The sequence below is a fragment of the Streptomyces sp. NPDC104367 genome (genome assembly GCF_055583825.1).
Window position 1 is genome coordinate 39,088 of sequence record NZ_JBVJND010000049.1, and the last position, 20,791, is coordinate 59,878.

39 protein-coding genes and 1 other RNA gene are annotated in these 20,791 nt (G+C 65.9%); 38 read left to right on the plus strand and 2 right to left on the minus strand.

Annotation, left to right across the window (positions count from 1 at the left end):
- Positions 1–53: 53 nt before the first annotated feature.
- From ACZ619_RS42210 to ACZ619_RS42385, 36 genes are all read left to right on the plus strand, one after another.
- Complete coding sequence (locus tag ACZ619_RS42210) at positions 54–602, plus strand: C40 family peptidase (protein ID WP_469611062.1); 549 nt, start codon at positions 54–56, stop codon at positions 600–602.
- Positions 589–942, plus strand: a complete 354-nt coding sequence (locus ACZ619_RS42215; protein ID WP_469611064.1) for a hypothetical protein — start codon at positions 589–591, stop codon at positions 940–942. The genes ACZ619_RS42210 and ACZ619_RS42215 overlap by 14 nt, the downstream gene beginning before the upstream one ends.
- A 109-nt stretch (positions 943–1,051) precedes the next feature.
- Entirely contained in the window at positions 1,052–1,822 is a 771-nt protein-coding gene (locus ACZ619_RS42220; RefSeq protein ID WP_469611066.1) for a recombination directionality factor, read from the plus strand.
- 98 nt (positions 1,823–1,920) lie between these two features.
- Entirely contained in the window at positions 1,921–2,451 is a 531-nt protein-coding gene (locus tag ACZ619_RS42225; protein WP_469611068.1) for a DNA cytosine methyltransferase, read from the plus strand.
- 181 nt (positions 2,452–2,632) lie between these two features.
- A complete protein-coding gene (locus ACZ619_RS42230; protein WP_469611070.1) occupies positions 2,633–3,271 on the plus strand; it encodes a hypothetical protein in 639 nt (212 codons plus the stop codon).
- Complete coding sequence (locus ACZ619_RS42235; protein ID WP_469611072.1) at positions 3,264–3,539, plus strand: hypothetical protein; 276 nt, start codon at positions 3,264–3,266, stop codon at positions 3,537–3,539. The genes ACZ619_RS42230 and ACZ619_RS42235 overlap by 8 nt, the downstream gene beginning before the upstream one ends.
- A complete protein-coding gene (locus ACZ619_RS42240) occupies positions 3,536–4,297 on the plus strand; it encodes a phiSA1p31-related protein (protein WP_469611073.1) in 762 nt (253 codons plus the stop codon). The genes ACZ619_RS42235 and ACZ619_RS42240 overlap by 4 nt, the downstream gene beginning before the upstream one ends.
- A gap of 66 nt (positions 4,298–4,363) precedes the next feature.
- Positions 4,364–4,522, plus strand: a complete 159-nt coding sequence (locus ACZ619_RS42245; protein ID WP_469611075.1) for a hypothetical protein — start codon at positions 4,364–4,366, stop codon at positions 4,520–4,522.
- Entirely contained in the window at positions 4,519–4,716 is a 198-nt protein-coding gene (locus ACZ619_RS42250; protein ID WP_469611077.1) for a hypothetical protein, read from the plus strand. The genes ACZ619_RS42245 and ACZ619_RS42250 overlap by 4 nt, the downstream gene beginning before the upstream one ends.
- Positions 4,716–4,976: a hypothetical protein gene (locus tag ACZ619_RS42255; protein WP_469611079.1), complete on the plus strand. Its 261-nt coding sequence runs from the start codon at positions 4,716–4,718 to the stop codon at positions 4,974–4,976. The genes ACZ619_RS42250 and ACZ619_RS42255 overlap by 1 nt, the downstream gene beginning before the upstream one ends.
- Positions 4,976–5,194: a hypothetical protein gene (locus ACZ619_RS42260; RefSeq protein ID WP_469611081.1), complete on the plus strand. Its 219-nt coding sequence runs from the start codon at positions 4,976–4,978 to the stop codon at positions 5,192–5,194. Before ACZ619_RS42255 ends, ACZ619_RS42260 begins: the two co-directional genes overlap by 1 nt.
- Positions 5,194–5,481: a hypothetical protein gene (locus tag ACZ619_RS42265; RefSeq protein WP_469611083.1), complete on the plus strand. Its 288-nt coding sequence runs from the start codon at positions 5,194–5,196 to the stop codon at positions 5,479–5,481. The genes ACZ619_RS42260 and ACZ619_RS42265 overlap by 1 nt, the downstream gene beginning before the upstream one ends.
- Entirely contained in the window at positions 5,478–5,615 is a 138-nt protein-coding gene (locus tag ACZ619_RS42270; protein ID WP_469611085.1) for a hypothetical protein, read from the plus strand. Before ACZ619_RS42265 ends, ACZ619_RS42270 begins: the two co-directional genes overlap by 4 nt.
- Entirely contained in the window at positions 5,612–5,875 is a 264-nt protein-coding gene (locus tag ACZ619_RS42275) for a hypothetical protein (protein ID WP_469611087.1), read from the plus strand. Before ACZ619_RS42270 ends, ACZ619_RS42275 begins: the two co-directional genes overlap by 4 nt.
- Positions 5,872–6,066 (plus strand): hypothetical protein, encoded by a 195-nt coding sequence (locus ACZ619_RS42280; protein WP_469611089.1) that lies wholly within the window; start codon positions 5,872–5,874, stop codon positions 6,064–6,066. Before ACZ619_RS42275 ends, ACZ619_RS42280 begins: the two co-directional genes overlap by 4 nt.
- Before the next feature lie 292 nt (positions 6,067–6,358).
- Positions 6,359–6,775: a hypothetical protein gene (locus ACZ619_RS42285; protein ID WP_469611091.1), complete on the plus strand. Its 417-nt coding sequence runs from the start codon at positions 6,359–6,361 to the stop codon at positions 6,773–6,775.
- Positions 6,772–6,930 (plus strand): hypothetical protein, encoded by a 159-nt coding sequence (locus tag ACZ619_RS42290; protein ID WP_469611093.1) that lies wholly within the window; start codon positions 6,772–6,774, stop codon positions 6,928–6,930. The genes ACZ619_RS42285 and ACZ619_RS42290 overlap by 4 nt, the downstream gene beginning before the upstream one ends.
- Positions 6,927–7,094 carry a hypothetical protein gene (locus ACZ619_RS42295; protein WP_469611095.1) on the plus strand — a complete coding sequence of 56 codons (168 nt, stop codon included), beginning with the start codon at positions 6,927–6,929 and terminating at the stop codon, positions 7,092–7,094. The genes ACZ619_RS42290 and ACZ619_RS42295 overlap by 4 nt, the downstream gene beginning before the upstream one ends.
- Before the next feature lie 86 nt (positions 7,095–7,180).
- Positions 7,181–9,667, plus strand: a complete 2,487-nt coding sequence (locus ACZ619_RS42300) for a phage/plasmid primase, P4 family (RefSeq protein ID WP_469611097.1) — start codon at positions 7,181–7,183, stop codon at positions 9,665–9,667.
- Positions 9,664–11,583: a DNA polymerase gene (locus ACZ619_RS42305; protein ID WP_469611099.1), complete on the plus strand. Its 1,920-nt coding sequence runs from the start codon at positions 9,664–9,666 to the stop codon at positions 11,581–11,583. The genes ACZ619_RS42300 and ACZ619_RS42305 overlap by 4 nt, the downstream gene beginning before the upstream one ends.
- Positions 11,584–11,672: 89 nt before the next feature.
- Positions 11,673–11,990 (plus strand): HNH endonuclease, encoded by a 318-nt coding sequence (locus ACZ619_RS42310; RefSeq protein ID WP_469611101.1) that lies wholly within the window; start codon positions 11,673–11,675, stop codon positions 11,988–11,990.
- A gap of 205 nt (positions 11,991–12,195) precedes the next feature.
- Positions 12,196–12,582 carry a DUF7169 domain-containing protein gene (locus tag ACZ619_RS42315; protein WP_469611103.1) on the plus strand — a complete coding sequence of 129 codons (387 nt, stop codon included), beginning with the start codon at positions 12,196–12,198 and terminating at the stop codon, positions 12,580–12,582.
- A 53-nt stretch (positions 12,583–12,635) separates the two neighbouring features.
- Positions 12,636–12,800: a hypothetical protein gene (locus tag ACZ619_RS42320; RefSeq protein ID WP_469611104.1), complete on the plus strand. Its 165-nt coding sequence runs from the start codon at positions 12,636–12,638 to the stop codon at positions 12,798–12,800.
- A 162-nt stretch (positions 12,801–12,962) separates the two neighbouring features.
- Positions 12,963–13,778 (plus strand): hypothetical protein, encoded by an 816-nt coding sequence (locus ACZ619_RS42325; protein ID WP_469611106.1) that lies wholly within the window; start codon positions 12,963–12,965, stop codon positions 13,776–13,778.
- A 35-nt stretch (positions 13,779–13,813) separates the two neighbouring features.
- Positions 13,814–13,960, plus strand: a complete 147-nt coding sequence (locus ACZ619_RS42330) for a hypothetical protein (RefSeq protein ID WP_469611108.1) — start codon at positions 13,814–13,816, stop codon at positions 13,958–13,960.
- A gap of 50 nt (positions 13,961–14,010) precedes the next feature.
- On the plus strand, positions 14,011–14,760 hold the full coding sequence (locus ACZ619_RS42335) for a hypothetical protein (protein WP_469611110.1): 750 nt from the start codon (positions 14,011–14,013) through the stop codon (positions 14,758–14,760).
- A gap of 130 nt (positions 14,761–14,890) precedes the next feature.
- A complete protein-coding gene (locus tag ACZ619_RS42340; protein WP_469611112.1) occupies positions 14,891–15,157 on the plus strand; it encodes a hypothetical protein in 267 nt (88 codons plus the stop codon).
- Positions 15,158–15,419: 262 nt separating this feature from the next.
- Positions 15,420–15,483, plus strand: an RNA gene (locus ACZ619_RS42345) — hammerhead ribozyme type II.
- Between the two features lie 9 nt (positions 15,484–15,492).
- Positions 15,493–15,657, plus strand: coding sequence for a hypothetical protein (locus ACZ619_RS42350; RefSeq protein ID WP_469611113.1), 165 nt, complete (start codon positions 15,493–15,495; stop codon positions 15,655–15,657).
- A gap of 227 nt (positions 15,658–15,884) precedes the next feature.
- Positions 15,885–16,136, plus strand: coding sequence for a hypothetical protein (locus tag ACZ619_RS42355; protein ID WP_469611115.1), 252 nt, complete (start codon positions 15,885–15,887; stop codon positions 16,134–16,136).
- Between the two features lie 113 nt (positions 16,137–16,249).
- On the plus strand, positions 16,250–16,672 hold the full coding sequence (locus tag ACZ619_RS42360) for a hypothetical protein (protein ID WP_469611117.1): 423 nt from the start codon (positions 16,250–16,252) through the stop codon (positions 16,670–16,672).
- Positions 16,660–16,839 carry a hypothetical protein gene (locus tag ACZ619_RS42365; RefSeq protein WP_469611119.1) on the plus strand — a complete coding sequence of 60 codons (180 nt, stop codon included), beginning with the start codon at positions 16,660–16,662 and terminating at the stop codon, positions 16,837–16,839. The genes ACZ619_RS42360 and ACZ619_RS42365 overlap by 13 nt, the downstream gene beginning before the upstream one ends.
- Positions 16,840–16,950: 111 nt before the next feature.
- Positions 16,951–17,286, plus strand: coding sequence for a DUF6409 family protein (locus ACZ619_RS42370; RefSeq protein ID WP_469611121.1), 336 nt, complete (start codon positions 16,951–16,953; stop codon positions 17,284–17,286).
- Between the two features lie 84 nt (positions 17,287–17,370).
- On the plus strand, positions 17,371–18,012 hold the full coding sequence (locus tag ACZ619_RS42375; RefSeq protein WP_469611123.1) for a DUF2637 domain-containing protein: 642 nt from the start codon (positions 17,371–17,373) through the stop codon (positions 18,010–18,012).
- A 10-nt stretch (positions 18,013–18,022) separates the two neighbouring features.
- The gene (locus tag ACZ619_RS42380) at positions 18,023–18,472 is read left to right on the plus strand and encodes a hypothetical protein (RefSeq protein ID WP_469611125.1); all 450 of its coding nucleotides are present in this window, start codon (positions 18,023–18,025) and stop codon (positions 18,470–18,472) included.
- Positions 18,469–18,597 carry a hypothetical protein gene (locus ACZ619_RS42385; protein WP_469611127.1) on the plus strand — a complete coding sequence of 43 codons (129 nt, stop codon included), beginning with the start codon at positions 18,469–18,471 and terminating at the stop codon, positions 18,595–18,597. Before ACZ619_RS42380 ends, ACZ619_RS42385 begins: the two co-directional genes overlap by 4 nt.
- A gap of 52 nt (positions 18,598–18,649) precedes the next feature.
- Here the strand turns inward: ACZ619_RS42385 and ACZ619_RS42390 are convergent, their stop codons facing one another.
- A complete protein-coding gene (locus ACZ619_RS42390) occupies positions 18,650–18,865 on the minus strand; it encodes a DUF397 domain-containing protein (RefSeq protein WP_469611129.1) in 216 nt (71 codons plus the stop codon).
- Positions 18,862–19,716 carry a Scr1 family TA system antitoxin-like transcriptional regulator gene (locus tag ACZ619_RS42395; RefSeq protein ID WP_469611131.1) on the minus strand — a complete coding sequence of 285 codons (855 nt, stop codon included), beginning with the start codon at positions 19,714–19,716 and terminating at the stop codon, positions 18,862–18,864. The genes ACZ619_RS42390 and ACZ619_RS42395 overlap by 4 nt, the downstream gene beginning before the upstream one ends.
- 316 nt (positions 19,717–20,032) lie before the next feature.
- Here ACZ619_RS42395 and ACZ619_RS42400 point away from each other — a divergent pair, with 316 nt between their 5' ends.
- Together ACZ619_RS42400 and ACZ619_RS42405 are read left to right on the plus strand one after the other, a co-directional pair.
- The gene (locus ACZ619_RS42400; protein WP_469611132.1) at positions 20,033–20,161 is read left to right on the plus strand and encodes a hypothetical protein; all 129 of its coding nucleotides are present in this window, start codon (positions 20,033–20,035) and stop codon (positions 20,159–20,161) included.
- Positions 20,158–20,400 carry a DUF7848 domain-containing protein gene (locus ACZ619_RS42405; protein ID WP_469611134.1) on the plus strand — a complete coding sequence of 81 codons (243 nt, stop codon included), beginning with the start codon at positions 20,158–20,160 and terminating at the stop codon, positions 20,398–20,400. The genes ACZ619_RS42400 and ACZ619_RS42405 overlap by 4 nt, the downstream gene beginning before the upstream one ends.
- Positions 20,401–20,791: the final 391 nt, after the last annotated feature.

Genomic DNA, 20,791 nt, shown 5'->3' on the forward strand with positions numbered 1-20,791 from the left:
CTGTTCGCCTCCGCAGTTCTGAACGACTTCTACGACCATCGTCCGGAGGACGTATGACCACACCGCTCCCCGGAGACTTCGCCCTGACGAAGATCTCCGGCATCACCGGCGCCTTCATCAACGCCGGCCAGTACCTCATCGGCGACGGTGCGCCCGTACAGCACGCGTACGTGTACGTCGGTGACGGTCTGATCGTCCAAGCCATGCCCGGCGGGGCGGAGAGGATTCCGCTGGAGGAGGCGAACGAGCCCGTCATCTGGTCGACGGGAAAGATCCCGCTGACGGAGACGCAGCGCACGTGGGTCTGTGGCAGCGCGAATCACCTCGTCGACACGCCCTACTCCTTCCTCGACTACGCCTCCATCGCCCTGGCGCACTGGCGGATCCGTCCGCGGTGGGTGACGGACTTCGTGGGCAGCACGGGGCACCTGATCTGCTCGCAGCTCGTCGACGAGGCGTACCTCCGGGCCGGCGTCCACCTGTTCAACGACGGCCGTCTCCCGGGTGACGTCACGCCCGGGGACCTGTGGCGGCTATTGAACCAGAAGCGTGTGTCGACGACGGACCGGCAGCTGTGGAGGTTGGCGCATGGCATCGCGTGAGGAGGAGTACGCGGAGACCCTCCGGCACTGTGGGGTGTACGACGAGGAGTGGCGCGGCTGGAGGTCGTTGTCTCCGGAGTGGGTGGCGGAGATTGCCCCTGCCGTCATGGAGGTCGCCGACGCGGAGATCAACCGTTACCGCTCCGCCTGGCTCTCCGCTCGCCGACGTGCCGCGGACGAGGCCAACTTCGGCACGGAGGCGCTGGAGCTGAAGAACCAGGAGATCCAGCGTCTCCGCGCGGAGCTCGAACAGCGTCAGTCGACTGACGCTCCTCGCCTGGAGTTCGCCGGCCGTGACGAGGACGGCGAAGTCTGGCGTCTCGACGGCTCCGGAAATTAGTGAAAGTCGACTGATACATCTGCCCCTCTGCGCCCCATAACAAAGGTGTAGGGCCGATACGACGGCCGCACACCAGCACTCACACACCCTCTGCGAAAGGCACTCACGCATGGCGAACAACCTCTCCTCCATCTGGGACGCCGACCCCGACGCCGCTCCGAAGGAGCGCACCACCTTCGACTCCGACACCGTGGGCCGCTTCCGCTCCGGCCGGCTGGTCAAGATCGGCAACCAGGACCAGCCCGAGTCGCTGAACGAGTGGCGCGTGACGACCGGCGACCCGAGCGTCGCCGCGAAGGTGGCGGAGCTCCTCGGTGGTCTCGCGGAGCCGTGGGAGACGGACAAGGAGGACAACCTCGAAGTCCTGACCACGTCGAAGACGGTTCCGATCATCATCGAGCCGGACGGCGTCGACGCGTCCTTCAAGAAGTTCGAGCCCGGCGCCGGCATGACCCACCACTGCGACGGGTTCCAGTACCTGTCGCCGGAGGAGGACAAGGGCACCGCGTGCGGCTGCCCCTCCCTGATCGCGGAGCGCAAGCTCCGGGCGCAGCAGAAGCGTGGTCCGAAGCCGTCCGTCGACGTGGAGTTCCGTCTCGCCGACGCCCCGCAGCTGGGCAAGTTCCGCTTCAACTCCGGCTCGTGGAAGCTCGTCGAGGTGCTGGGCCCGCTCTTCAAGGAGCTCGACAAGTACGGCAACTCGGGCGACGAGGAGAACGGCGTCGAGGGCGTCCCGGTCTCCGCCTCCCTGACGATCAAGAACGTCAGCTACACCCCGCAGAAGGGCCCGCGGGCCGGGCAGCTGATCTCCTACAACGTCCCGGAGATCAAGGTCTTCGGTCCGGCGGAGGACGCCGCGGAGCTCGACAAGGCAGCGTGATCCACTCGCGTTAGCACGGGTACGAGAGGGCGGCTCCCTGATTACGGCAGGGAGCCGCCCTCTGCACACGATTCTACGCACACCACAGAGGAGAGACGGTGTCCGATCCAGAAACGACTAAGCCGACAATCCTGGAGCTGTGTGCGGGTTACGGGGGTATCGGCCTGGCCGTAGAGCCCCTGATAGATGGCCAAGTCACCCACGTTGCGGAGGTAACCAAGCACGCCTGCAAGATCCTGGAGGACCGGTTCCCTGAGGCCGAGAACATCGGAGACGTCACAAAGTACGACTGGGGCGCATTGGTCGGTCACATCGACGTCATCACCGCAGGGTTCCCCTGCCAGGACATCAGCAACGCCGGTAGGAGAGAGGGCATCAGTGGGAAGCGGTCGGGGATCTGGAAGCAAGTTGCCGAAGCTGTTGGGACACTTCGACCGAAGTACGTCTTCCTGGAGAACGTCGCAGTCATCCGAACCCGGGGGCTCGACGTTGTCGCCCAAGACCTGGCCGAAGTCGGGTATGACCTCCGGTGGACGACTCTACGAGCTTCCGACGTCGGCGCAGCTCACCACAGGAGCCGGTGGTTCGGGTTCGCGACTCCCGCTGTTCCCCACTCCGAAGGCGTCTGACGGCCCGCACGGGGGCCCCAACCAGCGGAACGGGAAGGGCGAGTACGACGCGTTGCCGAGCATGGTCGTGCACCTCCTCCCGACCCCGACGGCTGCCGACGCAAGAGGGACGGCGAACTTCCGGGCAGACGGCACGCCTTACGGGAGCGGGTACGGCCCCACCCTGACGGACGCCGTTCGCGTGCTCCTGCCGACCCCGACGGCACGTGACTGGAAGCCTGGCGCTTCCAATCTGCACGGCAGGAACTCCCGCCCGCTGAACGAAGTGGTTCTCACGCTTGCCGAACCCATCAAATTCTTCGGAACCCCCCGAGCCTCGTCGGCGAACGGACCTGGGCGGCTGGACAACCCCAAGAACCAGACGCGTCTGGAGACACAAGTAGTGCTCCTCAAGACGCCCACGGCCAACTTGGGGACCAACGGCGCCGCACAGCACCCCGACAAGCGCAAGGCGGGCGGGCACGGGCCCACGCTGGACGACGAGGTCACGTACCTGATTCCCGAGCCCGATGGCTTGGTACAGGACTGGGGTCCGTACGAGCCGGCCATCCGACGTCAGGAGGCGTGGATGGACCGGGAGGCGCCGATTCCCACGGAGGTGGGGCCGCGCGGGGGGAGGCGCCTGGCCGCCCGGTTCGCGGAGTGGCTTATGGGCCTCCCCGGCGGGTGGGTGACAGACACACCAGGGCTGAGCAGAGGGCAGCAACTGCACGCGATCGGCAACGGCGTGGTGCCTCGGCAGGCGTACTACGCGTTCAAGGAACTCATGGAGCAGGGCGCACACACGGAAGTGCACACAGAGGAGAGCAGTAATGGCTAAGGCAGACCTCACCGACTTCACCGGCGCCGTCATCAAGCCCGGCCGGCTGATCGCGTATCCGACCCGTCGGGGCAACCGGGTCCGCAACACGGAGGCCGTGGTCGTCGAGACCATGAGCGACAAGTCCTCCGGTCGCGTCGTCCCGAAGCTGAAGGTCCAGCCGACGGGACGCGAGTCCGGCGTGTCGGCCCGCAAGACGCTGGTGACGCAGGTCATCGGCGCGGAACACGTGGTCGTCATCGGCGACACGAAGGGGGAGGGCAAGTGAGCGACTTCGCGGTGGGGCAGAAGGTTCGGAACGGCAGTACTGGCATGGCCGGAGAGGTCACGTTCGGCCCGTACCGGAAGTACGGAACGTACCTGAACGGCTACTACCTCGTCGACGTTTGCGACGGAAAGTGTCAGGAGATGCGCGGCGCGTGGCTCTCCGCCATCCCCGAACCCCCGAAGTTCGCCATCGGCGACAAGGTGACGTCGGACGGCTCACTCCGCGACAAGGAAGGCATCCTCGTCGCCGGCCCGTTCGTCTCTCGCCTCCAGGGCAACGCCTTCTGGGTGGCCGAAGTCGACGGCAGGCACTTCACGCCGATCGAGGCAGACCTCCGCAAGGTCGTCGAGCCCGACCCCATCGAGGTCGGCGACCGGGTGCGTGTGGTGAAGGATGACGCGGAACTCCGTACCGGGCAGTTCGTGGGACTTGTGGGGGAGGTGACGCGCATCGGCGCGGGCACGCGTCGGTACCTCATCAAGTTCGGTACCGGAACCGGTAGCCACGGTGACCCGGACAACGGGCGTTGGTGGGTCGACGCCGTAGAGCGCGTCGAGGACGAGAACACGTACACCGTCGACGGCGTGACGTACGACCTGGCCGCGAAGTACTGCGACAAGGACGGCGACGTGATGCGCATCAAGCTCATTGACGGCGTGGCCCATGCTGCCTGGCACGGCGAAGACCCCGACGTCACCAGCGCCACTCTGCCATGGGCCGTCGAGAACTACGGCCCCCTCACCCGCGTCAACGCCTGACCCTCAGCCCCCGGTGACTTCGGTCCCGGGGGCTTTCGGCGTAGGAGGACGGAGAGGAGAGAGCACGTGGCGAAGGTACGCATCCCGGAAACCGTGGTCGTGGAGCTGAGCAGACAGGAGTTCGGCATCGTGTGCAGGGGGTTGGAGCTGATCGAGAACTTCGGCCGAGTGGAGGACATGGACGGTGCGAAGGCCCTCCTGGTGGACCTGGACGAATCCGAGTGACCGGCGCCCTCCACGTCATCGACTCCGCCACGGCCCCCGCCCTTGGCGACGTCCGGGCGGCCGGCACGGGGGACCTGATCTACATCCGCCCCGACGCGACGAGCCGGAAGGACTTCCCGAAGGTGTGGGAGGCCGTCGGCGTGGCGTTCGTCCGGGGCGCGCTGGTGCACGTGATGAATCGAGAGGAGAGCTAGTGATCGTCCAGGGAGATGGCGAGGAGTTCGACATCACGCCCGCCGCGTGGGAGGAGTTCGAGCAGTGGTACGGCGACAAGTCGTACCGGCACGCGGGAGTGGTCTCAGACATCGAGTCGGCCGTCCGCGATCAGGTGGCGTCGGACATCTGCGAACTTCAGGAGAAGCTCCGGGAGGGTGCGCACGGCGACGAGATGAGCAGCCGTGAAGTTCGTGACGCGCTGGACATGGCGTACAGCGTGGCGAAGGGCGACGGCTGATGGGCGTCTTCGACGGCGGGACATACCGGGTTCGCGTCTACTACAAGGGCAGCGAGGACCCGGAGTCCGAGACCACCGACAACCCTCGGAAGCTCGTCGAGGATCTCCGCGCAGATCCCGCCGTTCGGTGTGTGGAGACGTACGAGATCCACTTCGTTACGGGCGCCTACCAGAGCGACCTTTCGTTCGGCAACGCGGACGAGGAGGAGGAGGACTGATGGCACGCCGGATGGTCGGCGACGACCAGGACGTCTACCGCGTCCTCATCACCTGCCGAGAGCGCCGCGATAACCCCGACTGGGTTCGTGGTCAGTTCGGCCCGGACAACGAGCGCGTCCTCTTCGACGGTCCGGAGTTCACCACGTCGTACGGTCCGTACAACACTCTGGGAGCCGCCCGGGGACAGCTGACGGCGCACACCCCGAACAAGTACGGGTGGCCTCACAATGGCTTCGTCCGCGGGCAGATCCAGAAGGCAACGACGACGTGGGAGGACGTCGAGTGACCGTCCTCCAGGAGCCCAACACCCGGCGCGTCATCCCCCTCCCCGATCAGGAGCCGGTGGAGTTCGACAAGCCCCGCAGCGTGTACGCCTACTGGATCACGGAGGAGCTCATGAGGGAGACGGAGGAAGGATGAGCAACATGGCGGCGCAGTGCAGGATGTACCACCCGAAGCTGCGGGCGGATGCCTTCGCCACGATCATTCCGGACCGTCGACCAGCGGTTAAGTGCCACGCCGGAATCGGCCTGGCCAAACTTGCCGTTGGCTGGGAAGCCGGATTCTCCGGGGTCCGCGGAGGCGAGATCTACGAGCGCACTGCCGACGGGTGGGAGCTCCTGTTCCGAGTCGAGGCCGGGACGCCGGCCGACGAACTGCCGTGGAGGAAGAGCCAGTGAGCCGCATCAACATCCACGAGACGACGACCGGTGCCAGTCGGCTGGAGATCAATCTCCCCGCCCTACAGCGGGGTCAGGAACAGCACTCTTTTACCGACGGTGAGGAGCTGGGGGCTGCGGCAGCAATCATCGAGCTCGTGGACTCCCTCGACAACGGTGAGGCTCTCGTCATCACGCGCGACATCTGGTAGCAAGATCCACCCTCGACAGCTACACCCCAGTAGCTCCACATTCGTGGAGACATGGCGGGGATTCGCATCCGCCTCCCGGATCACTCGTTGACTTGTAGTCAGCAGTGCCCGCCCAATATCGAACGCGCGTACGATAAGGCGGACGGTGGACGGAGAGAGGTGGTACCGGTGACCGACCAGAGAGACGAGGACGTCCTGACGTACAGAGGCCAGGTGTGGACGGTGCAGTCCGAACCGGAGGTCATCGAGCGTTCGGACGGTTCAGAGCTCGTCGAAGTCTGGGTCAAGAGAGGTGAGGACATCGAGCAACCCAGCGAAGGCTAAGGGCACCGCGTGGGAGTCGGCTATCGTCGGCTACCTGCGCGAGAACCACAACCCGGGCGTCCATCGGAACGTACAGATGGGCGCCTGCGACATTGGCGACATCGACGGCTACTACCTCCACGCCCTTGAGGCGAAGGCGGAGAAGACGATCACACTCTCCGATTACATCGCGCAGGCCAACCGGGAAGCTGTCCACGCTGGCCAGCCGTTCGGCTGTGCCGTGGTGAAGCGCCGCATGAAGGGCGCCGCTGACGGCTACGTCGTGAGGGACTTGCGCACGGACGTACGGCTGATGAACCGGTTGAAGGCCATGGAGGAAGCCCTCCAGGGCGCGGCCTTTGACCGGTGGTTCGACATCGACGCGGAGCTTCGGGAGGCAGCGTGAAGCAGTTCGTCTGCACCGACGGCATGGTCTGGACCGAGCAGCCTGACGGCACGTACCACAGCCCGGACCCGGAAGGCGGGTACTGGCGAGAGCCATCATTCGAAACCCTGGAGCGCTGGGGCGGCCCACTGAAGCCTGTCGAGGAGGCAGCGTGAAGACGCGGATCACGTTCACGGCCATTCTGGAGTTCGACGTGGAGACGGACCGCGACCCGGAGGAGTGCGTCGACATCGCCCTCCTGCGCGGTGACAAGCACGCGGACTACACGCTCTTCCACACGGGGCCAATCAAGACGGAGCGCGTGCCTGACAACGCGTAACGCGTCAAACAACTAGCACGAGCAACTGACAGGGGCGTCCCTTCGGGGCGCCCCTTTCGGCATGACAACTGGAGAGGGGAGAGACCTTGCGACTGTCGGAAATCCTCGGGCGGCTCGACGGGGTGACGGAGGATCACGACGGGCATACAGCGCTCTGCCCTTCGCACAACGACCGTCGGACGCCGTCGCTGAAGCTGACGTTGAAGGCCGACGGGATGCTTCTCATGGTGTGCCGCACCGGGTGCGCGAAGAGCGACGTCCTCGACAAGATGCGCATCCGGGAGGCCGACCTCTTCGACGTCGTCAACGACCTGGGCGCGAGCACCGTCAGCGCGAAGGCGCCGGAGTCTGTCGGCATCGCGGAGGTGGCAGGGCTGCGGGCGCTCGTCGACGAGACGTCGGCAGCACTGAGCGGGGAAGGCGCGGAGGCGGCACGAAGCTACCTCCAGAATCGGTTCGGCATCACGGCGGAACTGGCGGAAGACCTGGGCGTTGGCTACGCAGTTCCGGGACGCCGTCCCCAGCCGTGGCTCTCCCGCGGGTTCACACGGCATCCAAGAGTCACTGTCCCATTCTACGGATTCGACGGTGTGGCCCGTGGCCTGCAAGGCCGGGACATAGGCGGGGCGTGCCCCGCCCGATGGGTCTCCCTGAGCAACGTGGACGGCCGTACGTGGGCCAAGTGGGGCGTCCTACGGAGTGGCGCAGGGTTTGACACAGTGCTCGTCTGTGAGGGGCCTGGAGACGCCCTCAGCGCCGTCGGAGCGGGGTATGACGCTGTAGCTGTCCGTGGAGCCGGACTAGCCCGGAATGCTGCTCTTGTGGCGGAGCTCGCCGACGGTCTCCGGGACCTGGACGTCGTCATCGCCGGCGACCGTGATCGGGCAGGGGCAGGGTTCACTGACTCCCTTGCCGTTGCTCTGGTCAAGGCCGGGGTGATGGTGCGGCGCCTGGAGATCCCGAACGAGGGCGACGACCTGACCGACTGGCGCGAGCGGGACCCCGAGGCGTTCCCGGCGGAACTACATCGAGCCGTCCGATCTGCGGTAGTCGTGGCGCTGGAGGAGACGCCAGTGGCGTCGATGGACGTAGAAGACAGCATCCCAGCGACTGACGCAGCCCTGGCGACGATGGATATGTCTGCGCGGCAGATGTTCGACAACACCGACGTTGGCATTGCCGTTATGCTGCGTGACTTCATCGCTCGGGACGGCGGGGGAGTCCGACACGCCAAGGGGCTGGGCTTCCTCTGCTGGGACGGGAAGGTGTGGGCGCCTGGCGGGGAAAAGGTGCGGGAGTCGCTGCACCTTCTGGGCGCGGAGCTGATTGCGTCGGGCGACGACTCGAAGCGCCGACTGGCCTTGAAGGCACTCACCAACCGCAGCATCGACGCCGTCCTGAAGGAGCTCCCGGCTGTCCCTGGCGTTCCCGTAGACGCCATGTCGTTCGACGCACACGACGATCTGCTGTCCGTGTTGAACGGGACGATCAACCTGCGCACTGGAGAACTGCGTCCGCACGATCCCGCTGACCTGATCACGAAGCGTTTGGAGGTGGCGTTCCGGCCGGAGGCCAGGGCTGACAGGTGGGAACAGTTCCTCCGGGAGGTGTTTCCGAACCACCCGGAGATGCCTTCGTTCGTCCAACGCCTTACGGGCTACGGGATCACTGGCTACACGAGTGAGCAGCTGTTCGTGATTCATCACGGAGGTGGCAAGAACGGCAAGACCGTGTACACGTCGACGACGAGCCACGTCTTCAAGGGCGTCGTGCAGAACAGCGAGTTCACGACGTTCGAGAAGACGCCGGAGGAGGGAGCACCGTCCCCGGGGCTCGCCCGCCTACGTGGCTATCGCATGGTGCTGGCATCGGAGAGTGAGAAGTATGCACGGCTTGCGGAACCGCTCATCAAGCGCCTGACTGGCGATGGCAACATCATCACCACTCGCTTCTTGCACCAGAACCTGTTCTCTTACCGCCCACAGTTCCTCCTTCAAGTGGAGACGAACTACAAGCCGGCCATCCTGAGTCAGGACTACGGCATTTGGAGGCGTGTCAAGCTCATCCCGTGGGAGGCCGTGTTCGACGGTCCGAAGCAGGATCCGCAGCTCCAGGCGAAGCTCAGGGCGGAGTCGGAGGGCATCCTCGCGTGGGCCGTTCGAGGCTCCGTCGAATGGTTCGCACACGGACTGAATGAGCCCGCGTCGGTGTCGGCGGCTACGACGGCGTACCGCGAGTCCGAAGACCGGCTCCAGGAGTTCCTCAACGCCTGCACCGTCCGCGAGGACGACGCCCGAGTTGCTCCAATGGCCATCCGTCGGACCTACGCGGAATGGGCGGAGGACGCAGGACTCGACCGCAAGGAGAAGCTGTCGGGATGGGCGCTTGCCGTCGAGTTGGAGAGCCGCGGGTTCAAGAAAGACAAGCGCAAGGGGGCATGGGGCTTCAACGGCCTCCGGCTCATGACGGACGACGAGCGGGCCTCTGCTAGTCGACTTGCGGAGGTCGACGACGGCTCTTCCGACCAGCCGGCCGACACAGACATCTTCGGGCAGACAAAGGAGGCAGCGTGAAGTACTTCCCCTACACCATCGCGGGTGAAGAGACGATGACCCGCGTCCCCGAGACGGCCGCGGATCTCGACGAGTTCCGGCGGTGGACGGAGCGCAAGGCGTCGGCCGGCGAGATGACCGGTGCGGACACGGAGACCACAGGGCTCGACACCTTCTCCCCGACGTACCGCCTCCGCACTGCCCAGTTCGGCGACAAGCGGGACGCGTGGGTCATCCAGACCGAAGTGTCCGACCGCAACGCGGAGGCTGCCCGATGGGCGTTCGACGTGCTGCCTCGACTCGTCTTCCACAACGCCACCTTCGACATGCTCGTCCTGGATCGGCATCTTGACGTGCCCTTGGGAGCGATGGCCCCCAAGGTGACCGACTCGAAGATTATCGCCCATCTGTTCGATTCGCGACCCCGGCACGAAGGCGGATACGGGCTGCGCCTTAAGGAGCTCTGCGCGAAGGACGTTGACCCGTCGGCACCGGACACGCAGGAAGACCTCACTGCCGTCTTCCGGTCCATCGGGGAGACGAAGGCCACGGGGTGGCGGAAGATCGACATCAACCACCCCACCTACCTCCAGTACGCCGGACTTGACGCGATCCTTGTGTCCCGGTGGCTGCCAGTCGGGGAGGAGCGACTCCGCAAGGTCGGTGTCCGTCAGGCACTGGTGGACTTCGAGCACCGTGTGCTGTACATCTGCGCGCTCATGGAGCGCCGGGGGATGCTCGTCGATCAGGAGTACGTGCGTGGCCTCGTCGACCAACTCGGGGACGAGGCACAGCTCCACGCCGGCAAGGCTGCGAAGTACGGCGTCACGTCGGTCAACGCTCCGAAGCAGGTCTCTGCGGCTCTCATAGGCATGGGGGAGAAGCTGACCGAGACCACTGACAGTGGCGCCCTGAAGGTGGACAAGTCCGTCTTGCTCGACCTGGCGGACCTTGACCAGCAGTGGCAGCCACGCGGGGCGCGGACGCCGAACCCTCTTGCGGACGCCGTCCTCCGCAGTAAGCGGGCGGGGAAGTGGCGGACGTCGTACGGCCTCGTCATGCGCGACGACCTCGACGTCAACGGGCGGCTTCACGCGAAGATCAACGGTCTTCAGGCGCGGACGGCGCGGATGTCCATCTCGGGCTTCCCAGCGCAGCAGCTCCCGTCGTCTGACTGGCGCGTACGGCGGGGAATCCTGGCTGATCCGGGACACCGAATCTTCTCCGTGGACTATTCCGCAGTCGAGATGCGCGTCCTGGCGGCCCTGGCGGACGAAACGACGATGAAGCGTGCCATCGCAGCGGGGCGCGACCTCCACGACTTCACCGCAGAGCTCATCTGGGGGCCCGACTTCACGAAGGCGCACCGCAAGATGGGTAAGGGCGTCGGGTTCGGCAAGGTCTATGGAGGCGGAGCGACGACGTTGTCCCGCCAGACCGGTGCGCCCATAGCCGAAGTGAAGGTTGCCATTGCGGCGTATGACCGGGTGTACCCCGGCATCAAGCGGTACGCGAACCGGGTGCAGCGACAAGCGCGCGCGAACGGCTTCGTCGTCATCACGCCGACGGGCCGACGCGTTCCGCTGGACCGTGACCGGGTCTACGCAGCGACCAACTACGCAGTTCAGTCGACGGCTCGTGACGTCCTCTGTCAGGCGCTGCTCAACATGCATGACCTTGGCCTGACGGAGTACCTCCTCCTCCCGATCCATGACGAATGCCTCGGGTCGGCCCCGGTCGACGTGGTGGAGGACGTGGCGAAGGCGGTCGGGGAGGCCATGCGGATGGACTTCTTCGGCGTGCCGCTCGACACGGACCCGGAGGTCGGTGGCCGGTCATGGGGGTCGCTGTACATGAAGACCCCTGACGGTAAGTACGACCACGCACTCCGCACCCGGGAGGACGAGTGGTACGCGAGCGTCGGGCTAGCCGCGTGACGCCCGTACGGCCTGCGCCACCAAGCTCCGTCCGCTTGACGGCAGTTGGCCGCACGGTGGCGGGATTCCGTCCCTCTGCTGTGCGGCCCGTGCCTCGTCCCATCCTGGCCACGCCCTCTCTCCGGACCCCGGAACCGCCCCTTCACCCCTCCCGCCGTGACGCTCTGCGACGGTGGGAGGAGGCGGAGGAGTGGTCATGCGTCTACTGTGACGCCGCATTCGGGCAAAAGGTTGTAGCGGAGGTGGACCATGTTCGTCCGCTTGCGACAGGTGGTCTTCACGAGTGGTCCAACCTCGCTCCGTCGTGTGCATGGTGCAACCGGATGAAGTCTGATCGGGACGTCACGGAATGGCTGTCACAAACCCAAGGTCAGAGCTTCACAGCTGACGACCAGTCGGTCACGTAGCGACATCTGACACCCCTTCGACACCTGCACACATCGTTCACAACGTAACAGCTTCATAACGGTGGATGATCCGCTTCCGTGCTGTGTCGGTCGACATAACCCCAGGTGAAGTCGTCTTACCGTAAGAAACCGGTTAGATGCCCGGGTATTCGGAAACGGTCAAAGCCACCCAATCCAGGCCAATGGCTGGACTTGTTCCGGCCGCATGGCAATTGCCCGCGGAGGTTTGGTGACCTACAGTCCTGATCACGTCGCAGACGGACAACTAGTCGCACTTCTGGACGCACTTGATCGAGCGTCTTCAGAGCTCCGGCAGTTCGCTTACGCCTACGGCGACGCAGTTACCATGCCGGCTCGCCGACGGGCCGGAGTGGATGCGGACGGGGGACGTCGCGCAAGCGGACCATCCCGCCCGACGGAAGCCGTGGCGCTCGACGAGTGCCGTGGCGCTCTTCACGAAGAACTGAAGAACGGCGTCGAGCAACTCCCCTACGCGATAGCGGTAGTTCGAGGCGTCACCGCATCCATGGATCGAGCTCTCGCCCGGTGGGAGGGGGAGAGTCCCGATCCGGCAGTTCAGGGGGAACGTTGATCGTACTCACAGGACCGCAAGGCACCGACGAAGAGGCGGAGTTCCTGGCGGAGATGGCAGGCTTCTATGGCGCCGTCCCCGCGTACGACGTGGAGGGCGACTGGGCGACGGCATCGGCGCTCTACTGCCTCACCGGGTGGGAGAAGTGCCCCCATGCCGTTGCCGACGTGACGATAGCTGAGGCCTGCGGACTGGACATCTTCAACCTCGCCGCCTGATCAGCGTCAGTCGACTGGCACTGGTAGCCCCCGTTCCGACGCGGGACGGGGGCTTTCGTTTACCTCAAAACGTGTGTGACCCACATCACAAAAGTCGACTGATACATCTGGTCGTCTGCGCCCCATTACGTAAGTACAAGAGCCACTCACACAGGAGACAGCATGAGCCGAGTCACCGTCACGGACGAGCAGATCAAGGACGCGCAAGCCGGCGACTCCGACGCCATGTGGGCGGTCATCGAAGCCTTCGACCCCATGCTGAAGAGCATGATCCGGTCGTCGGCCCCGGGGGCGACCCGGGAGGACGAGGAGGATCTCCTCCAGGAGGCGCGGGCCGTCCTGATCCAGCACGTTCACGACTACGACTCGGACGCCTCGTCCGCCAAGCTGACGAGCTTCGTGTTCCAGGCCGCTCGCCGACGGATCCGCGAGGAGCACGTACGCAACACGACGGCGCTGAGCATCGACCCGTCGGCCGCCCTGCGTGTGCGACGTGCGCTGTGGGAGGCGGACGGGGACGTCGAGACGGCATGGCTGGCCCTGTCCGGCGCTGAGCTGGGTAAGGGGCGCATGGAGCGGGAGCGCTTCCTCGCCACCGTGGAGGCACTGGCGGGAACGGAGAGCTTCGATCGCGTCGTGGACGACCGTGGTGACCGGAACGGCGCGAACGACAATCTGACTCTGGCCGACGTCATCGCCGACCCCGAATCCGACGTGACCATCCCCCTGGAACGCAGGGACTACGCCCGGTGGCTCATGACGCAGATCTCACAGCGCAAGTCCTACGCACTCCGCGCCTTCTACGGCGTCGGCATGGAGCCGCTCCCCGACGCTGAGGTGGCCGGCCATCTCGGTGTCTCCCGTCCCGTCCTGCGCATGCTGCGCATCCGGGGCTGCGAGAGTGCCCGTCGCGTGGCGTCCGTGAGTAGTCACGTGAACAGCGTGATCTCGTCGGCCCCGATAGCCGCAGCAGCGTAAGCAACTCACTCCCTACTCGAACCGGAGCGACAACCATGAACCGACTTCCCTCCCTCGACGACTACGACCTCCAGGGCATCCGCCCCGACGAGGCTGCCCTCTGGGGCGACGACGTGTTGTACGCGGTGGAGGACCGGAGCGACTCAATGCCGCTCGAAGGTTTCTTCATCGAGATCCTCTGACCGACCAGCGCAAGTCGACTGACGCTAGTACCTGACACTGAGGAGAGAACATGACCAAGAACAAGCTCACCTGCAACGAGGACGCGAACGACTACATGGTCGCCGAGCGTTCGGGCGGTGAGATCGCCCTTCGGGCCTACCGCCACAATGAATTCGAGGTCTCTGCCTACGCGGACCTCACCAACGCCCGCACCTTCGCCCGCGGCATCCTCGCCCTGGCCGACGAGATCGACGGGGGAGAGAAGCCGGCGGAGGAGGTGAAGGAAGCCGTACTTCCCGGCATCGGCACCCGCTACACAATCACCCGAACCGGACTGAACAGTGCAACTGTGGGTCGCGGTGACGTGGTCGAGGTCGTGTCACACCATGTCGGCTACTTCGAAGTACAGACGATCGGCGACGACACGTTGTGGTACTTCAACCCCACGCACATCGGCAACGGCCTGGAGCTCGTCACCGAGGCCGCCCCGACGCGAACCCCGCAGGTGGGTGACAAGGTCCGCGTCCTCCGCGCCACCTTCGCGGAGTGGGCCCACGGCGAGACGGGCACGGTGACGTCCACCTCCGAGAACTGGCGGGAGTGGAGGGGCGACATGCACCCGTACAACGTGGAGATGGAGCAGGGTGGGAACATCCACGTCGCGGAGCTGGAGCTCGTCGACGAGCCGAAGGACGAGCCGGCCGACGAAACGCCCTGCACGCGCGACGATCTCGCCACGCGAGCCGCGGAGCTCTTGTACGGCACGGACTACACCGCCACCGACGTCATCGCCCTGGCCCGCTTCCTGGCCGGCGAGTAACGCAAGTCGACTGACGTTCCTCCGCCACAGGGACTTGTGTCGACCGACACGACTGTGCCATAGTCATCACATCGCAAGGCACTGACGCAGAGGGGCGCTCCATACGGGGCGCCCCGGGGGAGGGGACGAGATGCAGGCAGAGCCGGTCGGGTTCGGTGATGTGAGCGTTGGTGACCGGCTCACCTTCACCACCCGAGACAACGGATACGGCGGGTCCGGCGACCTGATCGACCGTACGGGAACCGTTACTGCAATCACGGCCAAGACCGTGACCGTGCGACTGGACAACCCGAGCCCTGTCCGGGTCTTCGAGGGCGGAAAAAGCCGCACTTACGGCCTCACCGCCCGCCTGCGCGCTGCTGACTGGTATGGCCGTAGCGTCCGTCGAACCGCCTAGGGGAACTGACGTGGACGACGGATACGACACCTGCGCTTACTGCGGGTGGGCCGGCAAGCTTCGTCAGGACGGCACGATGCGGAAGCACCGCGAGCGTGCCGACTCCGGACGTATCGGAGTGACCGGATCCCTCCCTCAAGACCCGAACGCGCCCTTCTGCAAGGGGAGCGGCGCGGAGCCATGGAAGGTCGGTCTGCCAGACGACTACGAGGTGCCAGCGGCGAACCAGTACGGCGGGTTTGGTCGGCACTGAACCCCTAATAGCCGAAACGCCCTCCGGGGCGTCCGCGGGGCATGGCCTACCCGCGCTGAGGAGGCAGGCCGTAGGAGGAGACATGAAGGTCAAGGCGATGAAGCGGACGTTCCTCCGCACGCACCGGTACGGCATGGTCCGGCAGCTCGATGAGAAGCGCACGCGCGGTGCGGAGCGCAACGTCCGGAGCCCGCAGGGCAGGGAGTTGCTCGCGTCGAACATGGTCTACCGCAAGCGCTACGCCTAGCAACACGCCCCGCAGAGGCACACGCCCAACCACCCGGCACCCCCCCAGTGCCGGCGGGCGCGCGGTTCGAATCCGCGGCGGGGCACGAACGGGCCCGGTAGGTGGCCGGAGCGCAATCCCTGCGTCGAGACGCAGGGACCGCAGAACGTCACCTAGGCCGATATGCCGGGGAGCGGGGCGGTAACCCGCACTTAAGAGCTCACAAGCACACTGAGGAGGAGAGCCGTATGGGGTTCCGCAAGTTGCCGCGCGTCACCATGGTTGCTCAGTGGACGTCCCCCACGGGGGCGCTGCGCATGTACCGAGTCAGGGGAATGGGGGTCATGTGGCTGGTCACCTGGCCGTCGGGGAAGGTCGACTTCATGGGAAGCCAGACCCCGACACTGTTCGCCTTGTTCACCGACGTCGTGGAGTTCCTGGGGCTCTGGAGCGAGTATGACGCGCTCCTTGTGGACGCGGCTCGGAAGACGAGCGCGTGATGGACCACGAAGCGTGGCGCGTCGTCCTCGCCTGGACTCTCGTCTGTCTGGCCGGCCTGGCGTTCTGGGCTGGCATCGTCCTGGCCGTTCGTTCCTGGTTCTGAGGAGGAGTCATGATCTACAAGCCCGGAGACGGCACCAGAGTGCGAGTCACGCGCGAAGGCGATGCCCTCAGGTTCGAGACCTACCGCTACAACCCCATGAAGGAGACGCTGAACGTCGAGCTCCTGAGCGGCGAGGAGGCGAAGGACCGCCTCGCGGTCCTGAAGGTCGCCGACGGCATCCGCTTCGCCCAGGAGTACGGTGGCCGGCCCCGCATCAACTCGCCGCAGACGCTCGACGTCACCGCCCGCCAGATACGCCCCGGCGACGTCTTCGTCCTTCACACGCACCTGCGGGTTGCCGAGAGTCCCGCCTTCCCCGCGGCCAGGAACCACGTCCACATCCGGTTCGTCGGGGGAGGAGACGCCACCATCGGCGCCGACTACCCGCTGACCGTCACGCGCAGCGTGAGCGACCCGCAGTGTTCCGCCTGACGTTCGAGAACGGCCCCTCCGTGCTCGTCGACGAGGACGCGCGGCTTCACTTCCTCCTCCAGGCTCAGCGCCAGGGCGACGAGGTGACGCGGGTCCGCGGAGGGCACGTGGTCAGCCGGGGCGGGAAGCGGCCGGCGGTTGCGGCGCTGATCGTGGAGGCAACGTGAGTCGACTTGCGTTGGTCGGACGATGGGGGTTGTGTCGGTCGACACGACTATGTCATAGTCATCTCGACGCGAGGGACACACGGTCCCTCCCCAACCTCCCCGGAGGTTCCCATGAACGCCACGACCGCCACCATCGAGGCCGGCACCATCGTTCGCGCCCCGCGCGTCGTGGCGATGGAGAACACCGGGGTCCGTAAGGGTGTCGTCGTCGACACCTTCGGTGACTCCGCCTACCTCGTGTGGTTCTACGGGACCGGCGACGCGAAGACGGAGACCCGTCTCGTCATGAAGCGCGAGATGGAGGCGGAGGGCACCATCGACGACATGTCGGAGCGCATGCTCTCGCGCATCATCAACGGCGCCGACGAGTGGGGCGCCACCCGAACCCTGGGGTTCAAGGCCGACCGCCTCCGCGCGCAGAAGCGCAACGCACGTCGGAGCTACTGAGCCCCCGCTGAGCCCCTGTCAATTACGGTGACAGGGGCTCCAATACACCAGCCACTCACGAACCACGCACACTGACGAGGAGCCATGAGAGCCAACCTGCGTGACCCGCTGCTGATCCAGGCCGTCATAGCCGCCGCTCTGTCCTTCGCCCATATCCACGACGTCGCGGAGGCTGCCGGACAGACGGGTTGGAAGGCGTGGGCCTACCCGGTGAGCGTTGACCTCTTGCTGGTCATGGCGTGGAAGCAGATCCGGGAGGCCGCCGAGGGGGAGTCGACAAGGGCGCCCCGGGTGTGGTTCTTCCTGTCTCTCGCGGCGTCCATGGGCGCCAACATTGCGACGTCCGGCGTCGTCGACCTGGAGCACGCGCCGACGGCACTCCGCATCCTCGTCGCCGGCTGGCCCGTGCTCGCGTTCTTCGGTGGCTCGCTCCTCGTCCACTCGCGTAAGGCACACACGGCCGACGAGGGGGCACAGGAGGCCACTGGAGCGCCTGTGGGGGAGTCGGTGGAGGAAGAGGTCACGGAGCCCGTGAACGTCGCTCAGAAGCCCGTTCTCGTCACGTACCGGGAGGCTGCTGACCTCGTCGGCGTCGACCCCGTGACGATCCGCGGTGCTGCCAACGGTGACCGTCCCCGCCTCACCAAGCACACCACCGTCAACGGGCCGCGGGTCGACCTGGACGAGGTCCGTGGCCTGTACAACCTGCGCCCCGTGGGCGCGTGAGGAGATGACGATGAAGATCGAGTACCGAGATTCCACGGACGCGCCGTACACCGTCGAGACTTCCGGCCCCGACCAGTCGTACCCGTGGATGAAGCCTGGCGTCGTCTACGACTTCGGATCTGCGTCGGACGAGTACGGCCCTGACGAGTACACCCCCGCGCAGGCGCGCGAGCTTGCCGCTGCTCTCCTCCGCGCGGCCGACGAGGCGGAGGGGCGGGAGCCGAACGAAGGCGACCGTGACCTCCTGGACTTCTTTGCGCGGACCGGGTGGGACGGAACGGCCCTGGTCGCTGCCCACCGTCAGCACGTCCGTGATGAGGTGGCTGCGGATCTGGAGGCCATGGACGGGACCAACCTGGGGATGAGCCTTACCCGGCAGCATGCCATGAACGTCGCCCGAAACGGGCTCCGTCCCGAGGACACGCAGCACGGAACCGGTCGGCGTACCCTGACCCCATGACCTCCCAGACCGGCCCCTGTACCAAGTGCCACCAGCCGACAATCCGCTACGGCATCGGCGGCAACCCCCTCTGCCCCGAGTGCCTGGCCCCGGTCGTGGCCGGCAGGTCGAAGAGGAAGCCGTAACACCACACAGCCCCCGCCGGGATGATCCGGCGGGGGCCTTTTGCGTTGTGCGTCAGGCCAGATCGCCGCTCTTCAGGGCGTCGACGAAGGCGCCCCATCCGGGGTCACCGAACACGACGGCAGGACCCGCGGGCACCTTGCTGTCACGGACGGGGAGAGCCGCAGGGAGGGCGCCGCGGGCCACCTCCACGCAGTTGTTGTTACCACCGCTGTACGACGACTTCGACCACGCGAAGCCGGACGCGGATGCGTCGTTGATCCTGGTCATTGGGTGTTGTCCTTCAAGGTTGCAATGAGGTCGGCTGATTGGTCGAACGGGAGGGCCGCCGCTCTCAAGTGCTCAAAGGCCGTCCCGTACCGACTCACCTCCGCAGCGTCCTCTACATAGAGTGCCGACGTCAGATGCTCCAGGAGGACGACGTCGAGAGCAGACGTCTCCGGGAACCCGACGACGGCGAAACTCCCGCTCATGCCCACGTGAGGTGGTGCGTCAAGCGGAAGAACCTGTATCGATACGTGCGGAAGCCTGGCAATGTCTAGCAGCTTCTGAAGCTGCTCAGTCATCATCTGTGGGGCGCTGGCCACCCTGGGGCGGAGCGCTGCTTCATGGATGACGGCCCACAGATGGAGGGGGTCGGGCCGGGTAAGCACGGCCTGGCGCGCCATGCGGACTTCGACGAGCGCATCAACCTCGCCGTCGGTCGACGTCATGTTGATCGCCTTGATCGTCGCGCGTGCGTACGAGGAGGTCTGAAGGAGTCCCGGGATGAGCGTCGACTCGAAGGTCCGCATGTTGACGGCGACGGACTCAAGACTGATCAAGTCCGCGTAGGCCGGCGAGATGATGTCGGCGTAGGTCTGCCACCACCCGCGCTTGCGGCCGTCTCGGGCAAGGGCGTGGAGGGCATCGCGACGGTCGGCCCCGGTGACGTCGTAGAGGTCGAGGAGAGCGTCAAGATCGGGCGGCTTGACCCCGAGGCGTCCGGACTCGACACGGCTCACCTTCGACTTGGGCAGCCCCGTCCGGTCCGTGACGTCTTCGAGCTTCAGCCCGGCCGTCTCACGCAGTTGGCGCAACTCCGATCCAAGTCGTCTCGCTCGAACTGTCGGCTCTGGCATCGCACCCCCTTCTGTACCCATTCTTCGCACCCTGTCGGCGTGTGGCTACAGCTTTCCACAGTGAGTGATCGAGCACAGCGAGGAGATTGCAATTTTGCTGTTTTCTCTGTCGGGTTGCATTCCCGGGCCGATACTGGCCACACTAGACGTGCCATTCCGCGCACGGCGAGTGACGGAACACGGTCTGTGTGGTGCTGTCGTGTGCCTGATTACGGGAGGTGGAGGGATGGCGTTAGAGAAAGTCCTGAGATCGGTGCCGGTCCATCGTTCTGACCCGACGACGTGCCGCCCTCCCGAGCCTGATTCGGGGTGCCAGGTGTGTGCAGGGTTTCAGCGCCAGATCGATGCCGCGAGCGACCCGCACTCCCCTGATTACAACCCGTCGGCCGCCCTCGACTTCCGCATTCTGATGGGCCGGCACAAGGTCGAGGAGGGGGAGAAGTGACAACGCGCACCAACCCCTTCCCGACCGTCCTCTCGCAGTCGGAGCTGGACGAGATCAAGCCGCGCGTGTGGGCCGAGTGCGCCCAGTGCGTGGAGATCCGGAACCCCGCCGACAGCGAGGAGCCGACGGACTACGCGGCGTGGGCGACGGAGCACGTACGGCAGCACCCGACGCACGACCGGTTCCGTCTCGTCACCTCGAAGGGGTTCAGCGTGCCCCCGAGGCTGAATCGGCCCTAGAGACCCGTGGCCGGCGCCTGTGCGTCGACCACGGAGGGCGCAGCGGGGGTGGCTCGGGTAGAGGCTGATGAGGTCGGCTGTCTCCCCACACCCCCGCTAGCGTCCCAAAGCCCTCCCCGCTCCATACCCCCGCCGACGGAGCGGGGAGGCGCCCGCGACTTCTCGTCCTCCAGCGCCGGGCAGCTCAGGAGGACGAGGCACCGCCCGTCGGAGGAGTCCTGGAGTCACAGGACTGCCCGGGGCGGTACGGGCCCCGCTCACCGGTTCTTCGGAGCTGGTGAGCGGGGCTTCGGTGTGTCCGGCGTCACACGTTGCAGATGTCGGTACCCACGGTGAACACAGCATCCTGAGGCAGGATCCCGACATGCGCAGGTTCAACCAGTACGACAAC

Coding starts and splice junctions, on each gene's coding strand:
- ACZ619_RS42210 (WP_469611062.1), top strand. CDS start 54: ATGACCACACCGCTCCCCGGAGACTTCGCCCTGACGAAGATCTCCGGC.
- ACZ619_RS42215 (WP_469611064.1), top strand. CDS start 589: ATGGCATCGCGTGAGGAGGAGTACGCGGAGACCCTCCGGCACTGTGGG.
- ACZ619_RS42220 (WP_469611066.1), top strand. CDS start 1,052: ATGGCGAACAACCTCTCCTCCATCTGGGACGCCGACCCCGACGCCGCT.
- ACZ619_RS42235 (WP_469611072.1), top strand. CDS start 3,264: ATGGCTAAGGCAGACCTCACCGACTTCACCGGCGCCGTCATCAAGCCC.
- ACZ619_RS42260 (WP_469611081.1), top strand. CDS start 4,976: ATGGGCGTCTTCGACGGCGGGACATACCGGGTTCGCGTCTACTACAAG.
- ACZ619_RS42265 (WP_469611083.1), top strand. CDS start 5,194: ATGGCACGCCGGATGGTCGGCGACGACCAGGACGTCTACCGCGTCCTC.
- ACZ619_RS42275 (WP_469611087.1), top strand. CDS start 5,612: ATGAGCAACATGGCGGCGCAGTGCAGGATGTACCACCCGAAGCTGCGG.
- ACZ619_RS42315 (WP_469611103.1), top strand. CDS start 12,196: ATGGCAATTGCCCGCGGAGGTTTGGTGACCTACAGTCCTGATCACGTC.
- ACZ619_RS42320 (WP_469611104.1), top strand. CDS start 12,636: ATGGCAGGCTTCTATGGCGCCGTCCCCGCGTACGACGTGGAGGGCGAC.
- ACZ619_RS42325 (WP_469611106.1), top strand. CDS start 12,963: ATGAGCCGAGTCACCGTCACGGACGAGCAGATCAAGGACGCGCAAGCC.
- ACZ619_RS42330 (WP_469611108.1), top strand. CDS start 13,814: ATGAACCGACTTCCCTCCCTCGACGACTACGACCTCCAGGGCATCCGC.
- ACZ619_RS42335 (WP_469611110.1), top strand. CDS start 14,011: ATGACCAAGAACAAGCTCACCTGCAACGAGGACGCGAACGACTACATG.
- ACZ619_RS42340 (WP_469611112.1), top strand. CDS start 14,891: ATGCAGGCAGAGCCGGTCGGGTTCGGTGATGTGAGCGTTGGTGACCGG.
- ACZ619_RS42350 (WP_469611113.1), top strand. CDS start 15,493: ATGAAGGTCAAGGCGATGAAGCGGACGTTCCTCCGCACGCACCGGTAC.
- ACZ619_RS42355 (WP_469611115.1), top strand. CDS start 15,885: ATGGGGTTCCGCAAGTTGCCGCGCGTCACCATGGTTGCTCAGTGGACG.
- ACZ619_RS42360 (WP_469611117.1), top strand. CDS start 16,250: ATGATCTACAAGCCCGGAGACGGCACCAGAGTGCGAGTCACGCGCGAA.
- ACZ619_RS42370 (WP_469611121.1), top strand. CDS start 16,951: ATGAACGCCACGACCGCCACCATCGAGGCCGGCACCATCGTTCGCGCC.
- ACZ619_RS42375 (WP_469611123.1), top strand. CDS start 17,371: ATGAGAGCCAACCTGCGTGACCCGCTGCTGATCCAGGCCGTCATAGCC.
- ACZ619_RS42380 (WP_469611125.1), top strand. CDS start 18,023: ATGAAGATCGAGTACCGAGATTCCACGGACGCGCCGTACACCGTCGAG.
- ACZ619_RS42385 (WP_469611127.1), top strand. CDS start 18,469: ATGACCTCCCAGACCGGCCCCTGTACCAAGTGCCACCAGCCGACAATC.
- ACZ619_RS42390 (WP_469611129.1), bottom strand. CDS start 18,865: ATGACCAGGATCAACGACGCATCCGCGTCCGGCTTCGCGTGGTCGAAG.
- ACZ619_RS42395 (WP_469611131.1), bottom strand. CDS start 19,716: ATGCCAGAGCCGACAGTTCGAGCGAGACGACTTGGATCGGAGTTGCGC.